Origin of the sequence: Streptomyces mesophilus (assembly GCF_011044995.1) — a bacterium.
Classification (GTDB): Bacteria; Actinomycetota; Actinomycetes; order Streptomycetales; family Streptomycetaceae; genus Streptomyces; species Streptomyces mesophilus.
In genome coordinates, this window is the sequence record NZ_JAAKZW010000021.1 from 48,607 (window position 1) to 55,597 (window position 6,991).

The 6,991-nt window shown below is 70.6% G+C and carries 5 protein-coding genes; 4 read left to right on the forward strand and 1 reads right to left on the reverse strand.

Annotation, left to right across the window (positions count from 1 at the left end; genetic code table 11):
• The first annotated feature begins 1 nt into the window (after position 1).
• The 4 genes from G6045_RS09195 to G6045_RS09210 all read left to right on the forward strand — a co-directional run bounded on the left by G6045_RS09195 (position 2) and on the right by G6045_RS09210 (position 5,897).
• Entirely contained in the window at positions 2–991 is a 990-nt protein-coding gene (locus G6045_RS09195) for a carbohydrate ABC transporter permease (RefSeq protein ID WP_165331354.1), read from the forward strand.
• Positions 988–1,806, forward strand: coding sequence for a carbohydrate ABC transporter permease (locus G6045_RS09200; RefSeq protein WP_165331355.1), 819 nt, complete (start codon positions 988–990; stop codon positions 1,804–1,806). Before G6045_RS09195 ends, G6045_RS09200 begins: the two co-directional genes overlap by 4 nt.
• Positions 1,807–1,859: 53 nt before the next feature.
• A complete protein-coding gene (locus G6045_RS09205; protein ID WP_165331356.1) occupies positions 1,860–4,088 on the forward strand; it encodes a beta-glucosidase in 2,229 nt (742 codons plus the stop codon).
• Positions 4,089–4,205: 117 nt separating this feature from the next.
• Entirely contained in the window at positions 4,206–5,897 is a 1,692-nt protein-coding gene (locus tag G6045_RS09210; RefSeq protein ID WP_235967733.1) for a hypothetical protein, read from the forward strand.
• Between the two features lie 581 nt (positions 5,898–6,478).
• Here the strand turns inward: G6045_RS09210 and G6045_RS09215 are convergent.
• Positions 6,479–6,769 (reverse strand): chorismate mutase, encoded by a 291-nt coding sequence (locus tag G6045_RS09215; RefSeq protein WP_206343476.1) that lies wholly within the window; start codon positions 6,767–6,769, stop codon positions 6,479–6,481.
• Positions 6,770–6,991 lie beyond the last annotated feature (222 nt).

A 6,991-nucleotide genomic window follows, 5' to 3' on the forward strand; every position in this document is an offset into this window, starting at 1 on the left:
GATGAGCACTTCCACCTACGTCAAGGACGCCCGGCCGCCCACCGCGGCCGAGGCTCCGCCGCCGGCCAACCGGCGTCCGCTGATGCGGCGCTTCACCGCCTGGCTGACCGCCGTCGCCTTCACCCTGCCCGCCCTGATCCTGTTCGGCGCGCTCGTCCTCACGCCGATCCTCTACGCCCTGTACGTCAGCCTGTTCAACTGGGGCGGCTTCGGCTCGCCCGAGGACTACGTCGGGATCGACAACTACACCCGGCTCCTCGACGACCCGGTCTTCCTCGGCGACCTGTGGCGCGGTCTGCTGCTCGTGCTCTTCTCGATCGCCGTCCAGCTGCCGTTCGCCCTCGCCATGGCGGTGGCGCTCAACCAGAAGCTGCGCGGCCGGGCCGTCTACCGGATGCTGTTCTTCGCCCCGTACGTCCTGTCGGAGGTGATCACCGGCGTCCTGTTCATGATGATCTTCGCGCCGGACGAGGGGCTCGCCGACCGCGCCCTCGGCTCCATCGGCCTGGACGGGCTCGGCGGCCTGTGGTTCGCCGACCAGGACACCGTGCTTCCGACCCTGTTCCTCGTCATGACCTGGAAGTACTTCGGCTTCCACATGATGCTCTACCTGGCCGGACTCCAGAACATCCCCGCCGAACTGCACGAAGCCGCCCGCATCGACGGCGCCAACGCCTGGCAGCGCTTCCGGCACGTCACCCTGCCGCTGCTCGGACCGACGATCCGGATCAGCATCTTCCTGTCCGTCATCGGCGCGATCCAGCTCTTCGACCTGGTCTGGGTGGTGACCCAGGGCGGTCCCGACCACCACTCCGAGACGATGGCCGTCACGCTCTTCCAATTCGGCTTCAAGCGCTACCAGATGGGCTACGCCAGCGCGATCAGCATCGCCCTCTTCCTCATCAGCCTCGTCTTCGCCATCGCCTACCAGCGTCTGGTGATGCGCCGCGACACCGAAGGAGCCCTGACGACGATGCGAGGTGCCCGATGAAGACGCGGTCCCTTCCGCTGTACGTCGTCGTCTGGCTGGTCGGCATCGTCATGGTGACGCCGCTCCTGTACGCGCTGATCTCGGGGTTCAAGACCACCGACCAGCTCTCCGAGAACGCCTTCGGGCTGCCCTCGCCCTGGGTGACGTCCAACTACACCGATGTCCTGGCCTCTTCCTCGTTCTGGAAGATGCTCGGCTCCTCGACCCTGATCGCGGTCGGTACGACGGTCCTGACCGTCGGCGCCGCGGCACTGGCCGCGTTCGCGCTCGCCCGGTTCGCCTTCCGCGGCCGGGAGATGATGTTCACGCTCTTCACGATCGGCCTGATGTTCCCGTTCGCGGTGGCGATCCTGCCGCTGTTCGTGCTGCTCCGTACCTTCGGGCTGCTCGACAACCCCTGGGGCGTGATCCTGCCGCAGGCCGCGTTCGGACTGCCGATCACCGTCGTCATCCTGCGCGGCTTCTTCCGCGCCATCCCCGGCGAACTGGAGGAGGCGGCGACCCTCGACGGCTGCGGTCCTTTCGGCTTCTTCTGGCGGATCCTGCTGCCGATGGCCCGCCCGGCCCTCGGCACCGTCTCCGTCCTCGCCATCGTCGCCAGCTGGAACAACTTCCTGCTCCCGCTGCTCGTGTTCAGCGAACAGACCTGGTGGACGATCCCCATCGGCGTCCAGCAGTTCCAGGGCCAGTACTCCGCCGACATCGCCCGCGTCTTCGCGTATCTGATCCTCGCGATGGTGCCCGCGCTCGCCTTCTACGCGGTGGCCGAACGCCAGCTGATCGGCGGCATCACGATGGGCGCGACCAAGGGCTGACAACGCCGTCACGCCGCGAATCCCCTTTGCACACACCGCACTTGAGGAGCCTCATGGTCCAGCCATGGCAGGACACCACCCTGTCCGCCCACGTCCGGGCGGCGGACCTGCTCGCCCGGATGACCACCGAGGAGAAGACCGCCCAGCTGTCCAGCGTCTGGCTCGGCGCCGACGTCGAGACCGAAGCGGTCGCCGTCGCGCCCGGCCAGCACACCTACGTCGCCGAGAGCGCCGTACTCGACGCCCTCCTTCCGTACGGACTCGGCCATCTGACCCGCCCCTTCGGCACCGTCCCCGTGGAACCGGCCGAGGGCGCCGCCCGGCTCGCCGAACTTCAGCAGCGCATCCGCGCCGGCAACCGGTTCGCACTGCCCGCGCTCGCCCACGAGGAGTGCCTGACCGGCTTCGCCGCCTGGCAGGCCACCGTGTTCCCCACCCCGCTCGCCTGGGGCGCCACCTTCGACCCCGCCCTGGTCACGGAGATGGCGCAGGCCATCGGGTCCTCGATGCGCGCGGTCGGCATCCACCAGGGCCTCGCCCCGGTCCTCGACGTCGTACGGGATCCGCGCTGGGGCCGCACCGAGGAGTCCATCGGCGAGGACCCGTATCTGGTGGGCACCATCGGCGCCGCGTACGTACGGGGGTTGGAGGCCGCCGGGATCGTCGCCACCCTCAAGCACTTCGCCGGGTACTCGGCCTCGCGGGCCGCCCGCAACCACGCGCCCGCCTCGGTCGGCCCCCGCGAACTCGCGGACGTCTTCCTGCCCCCGTTCGAGATGGCGCTGCGGGACGGCGGCGCCCGCTCGGTGATGGCCGCGTACAACGACATCGACGGTCTGCCGGCGCACGCACACCACGGCCTGCTCACCCAACTCCTGCGTGAGGAATGGGAGTTCGGCGGCACGGTGGTGGCCGACTACTTCGGCATCGCGTTCCTGCACTCCGCGCACCGGACCGCGTCGACCGAGGGCGAGGCCGCCCGGCTCGCGCTCGCCGCCGGCGTCGACGTGGAGCTGCCCGCCGCCCGCTGTCTGCCCGCGGCCGGCGATCTGCCCGAGGAGCTGCTCGACCGCGCGGCGCTGCGCGTGCTCACCCAGAAGTGCGAGCTGGGACTCCTCGACCCGGACTGGGAGCCGGTCACCGGGGACGTGCCGATCGACCTGAATCCCCCTCATATGCGGGAACTGGCACGGAAGGTGGCGCAGGAGTCCGTCGTCCTGCTGGCCAATGGATCCGGTGTGCTGCCGCTGGGGCCCGGGCTCCGTATCGCCGTCGTCGGGCCGCTCGCCGACGAGCAGGCCGCGATGCTCGGCTGCTACACGTTCCCGCGGCATGTCGGGGTCAACCACCCCGAACTGCCCGCAGGAGTGGAGGTCCCCACCTTCGCGCAGGCGCTGCGCGCCGAGCTGCCCGATGCGGTCTTCGTGGCCGACCCGGCGGCGGCCGACCTGTGCCTCGCCGTCGTGGGGGACCGCTCGGGCCTCTTCGGCCGTGGCTCGTCCGGCGAGGGCTGCGACACCGCTGACCTCGAACTCCCCTACAACCAAGGCGCCTTGCTCGATACGGCGCTTGCGTCCGGCACCCCGACCGTCATCGTCGTGCTCAGCGGCCGGCCCTACGCCCTGGGCCGCTGGGCCGACCGTGCCGCCGCTGTCGTCCAGGCGTTCTTCCCCGGCCAGGAGGGCGGCGCCGCGGTCGCGGGCGTCCTGTCCGGCCGCGTCGACCCGTCCGGCCGGCTTCCCCTCGGGATCCCGTACGGACCCGGCGGCCAGCCCGCCCCGTATCTCGCCCCGCCGCTCGGCCTGCACGGCGGCCCGAGCAATGTCGACCCCACCGCCCTCTTCCCGTTCGGCCACGGCCTTTCGTACACGGAGTTCACCTGGGGCCCTCCGCAGTGCGACACCCCTGAACTGCCCACCGACGGCGAGACGACCATCCGGCTCACCGTCCGCAACACCGGCGACCGGCCCGGCACGGAGGTCGTCCAGCTGTACCTGCACGACCCCGTCGGCACCGTCGCCCGCCCCGAGGTCCGCCTCGTCGGCTACGCCCGGGTCCCGCTCGACCCCGGTGCCTCGGCCCAGGTGCACGCCACCTTCCCGGCCGACCTCGCGGCGTACACCGGTGCCGACGGCCGCCGCGTGGTCGACCCCGGCGCACTGGAACTGCGCATCGCCGCGTCGAGCACCGATGTCCACCACACGGTCCCGCTCACGTTGACCGGACCGGTGCGGGAGGTCGGACATGAGCGGAGGATGCGGTGCGAAATGCGCGTGAAGTAGCGCCGTCATCAATCCGTGATGCCGGCGGACGCAACCAGTACGGCACCTCACCGGTCACTTGTGCACCGCCATTCCCCACGTGTCCCGGCGGCCACACCTCGTACCCAGAGAGTGACCATGAGACCTGTCCTGAGGCAGTCCCTTCGCCGCGGTCCCGCGGCAACGGCCGTGCTGCTGGCCACCGCACTCGCCACCGCCGGTACGGCAGGCCTGGCGCAGGCCGCCGACGAGGCGCCGATCCCGGTGACCCTCACCGGCACCGAGCGTCTCGGTCTGTCGCTGAACGGCGAGCCGGAGGAAGAGCCCTACCCGCAGATCGAGATCGAGCTCGACGCGCCGGGGGAGGTGGGCGAAGAGGAGGAGCCGAAGAGGATCCACGAGGGTCCTTGGACGGTGACGATCGACGCCTCCGAGCTCAAGGGCTTCGCGAAGGTCAAGCTGCCGCCGTGCGACATCGCGGCGGGCGGCCTGACCGCCGTGTGCACGGGGGAGGACCTGTACCCGGGCGCCGGGTTCAACCCCGACTTCGACATCCGCGTGGACCTCCTCAAGGGTGCCGAGGCCGGCGACGCGGGCAAGATCAAGGTGACAGGTGCGGGCGAGGGGCTCGCGTTCACCGGGCACGAGGTCGACGTGCTCGTGGGCGGTCCCGAGATCCGTATGAAGAAGCTGCCCTCCGAGCCGAAGGGCTTCGCGGCCGGCGACGTCTACCAGGCCCCGCTGGCCTTCCGCAATGTCGGCAGCATGTCGGCCGACGGTGTGCTGCTCCGCTTCTTCGGCTCGCGCGGCATCAACTACCCCGAGACGTACGCGAACTGCACGTACACCGAAGAGGACAAGGACAACCTGATCCACTACCGCAAGGTCGTGGAGTGCGCCTTCGAGGGCGAGTTCAAGCCGGGTGCGGCCTACGCGCTCGAGACGCCGGTCCAGGTCGGCACGGAGAAGTTCGCCTCGGCCGACGAGTTCGGCTACTGGTTCTCGGCGCTCGGCGCGAAGCTCGCCACCGAGCGCGTCGCGGGCGGCACCAAAGGCACCGGTCCCGAGCTGAAGCTCAAGGAGGTGCCCGCCGGTGACGCCGCCCAGTACGGCAAGTACGCCGCCGACGTCCCGCTGGCGCTCGCCGCGAAGCACGACCTCGACCTGACCGGCGCCCGCGTCGCCGGGAAGAAGGGCGAGACCGTCAAGGTGCCCGTCGGCTTCGGCAACCACGGTCCGGCCTGGATCGGTTCGCTGCGGGCCGGCGGTGAGCCGCTCGGCTTCTACGTCGACATCCCCAAGGGCGCGTCCGTCGAGAAGGCCCCGGAGGGCTGCCGGCCCGAGCAGACCGACAAGGGCACGGACAAGTCCCGTTACCTGTGCTGGGCCGACACCCCGGTCATGGAGGACGACAAGCGTGCGTACGACTTCGAGCTCCGCATCGACGAAGTGATCGAGGGCGCGAAGGGCAAGATCTCCTTCCCGGAGTTCGAGGACCCCAAGGAGGGCAACGCGGCCAACGACGACGGCTGGATCGTCCTCAACGGCACCGGCGACGAGGCCACCCCCGGTGACACCGGCGGCGGTTCCGGCGGTTCCGGTGACAACGGCGGCTCGAACGGCTCGGGCGGCGGCGACAACGGCGGTACGGATACGGGCGGTTCGTCCGGCGGCACGGACTCCGGTACCGAGGGCGGCAGCGGCGACTCACAGGACGGCGGCCTCGCCTCGACCGGTTCGGTGGTCCTGATGACCTCGCTGGTGGCGGCGGTCGCGCTGGCCGCGGGTGGCGTGTTCTACGTGACCGCGCGCAGGCGCCGTACTTCCTGATCACCCGCTCACACGGCGAAGCGGCCCCGCGGATCCTCGATCCGCGGGGCCGCTTCGCTGTCGGCGCCGACGTCAGGGCAGCGTCGGTGCCGGGCGGCGGCGCCGGGGGAGTGCGCCGCGGGTTCGGTCTGCCGGTGCACGACCGGGCTCGCAGGCGGCGCGCACGTGGTGTGGACCTTTGGCAATGAGCTTGTGCAGTACGGCAGTTGGGAAGGCGCGCCTCTACGCATCGTGCGGGATGGCAAGACGGCTGCGCAACCGTTCGGGCGGCGTCGGGGGCCGGGACGCCGTGCGGGGGAGGGAACCGTCGGCCGGCTCCGGGCGTCCCCGGAGCCGGCCGATCTTCACTGTGACCGGGCTGCTGTCCCCTGCCGACCGGTCACGTACTGGAGCGAGGTCCCACGACGCAGGACGCGTAAGCGGTCCATACGTCTCATCGCTCCAGTGGAGCCACGCGTGGTTCTGACGGGCCCGCCCCTGGCTGGCACGGACACCGGGACCAACGAAGAGCGGGGGCGGGCGGTCACGGTGCCGTACGGGTGAGAAGGGGACCGAACGTGCATCCGGCACCGGTCCGCACTTCAGATCCGGCCCCGGCACAGCTCCAGCATCGTCATCGCGAGCGCCGTACCCGGCTTGCCCAGCGCGTCCCTGTAGTGGGCGAGGACCTCCATCTCGCGCGACAGGTTCACGCGGCGCCCGCCCGACGCGATGCGGGACTCCTGGATCACGGCCGAGACGGCCATGCGTTCCTGGATCAGACCGATGATGCGGTCGTCCAGTGCGTCGATACGGTCCCGTGCGCCGGTGATCAGCTCGGCGGCGTCGGCGCTGCGTGCGCCGGTCTTCTCGGCAGCGGTGGTGATGCTCATGGGGTGGGCTCCTCGTCGAGGTCGGGGTGCCCGGTCCGCTCACGGCCCCTGGAAACGACGAAGCGCCCGGGGCCTTGTCGGCCCGGGGCGCCTGGTAAGTCGCTTGTCAGTTGCTCAAGCAGCACGACCATGGCAGCCGGTGGGCCGGTTGCCATAGGTAAACGCGAAGTACGCGAGAGTCTGCTTGGTCACGCGGCAAGTATGGACCCACCCGTCCCCGGC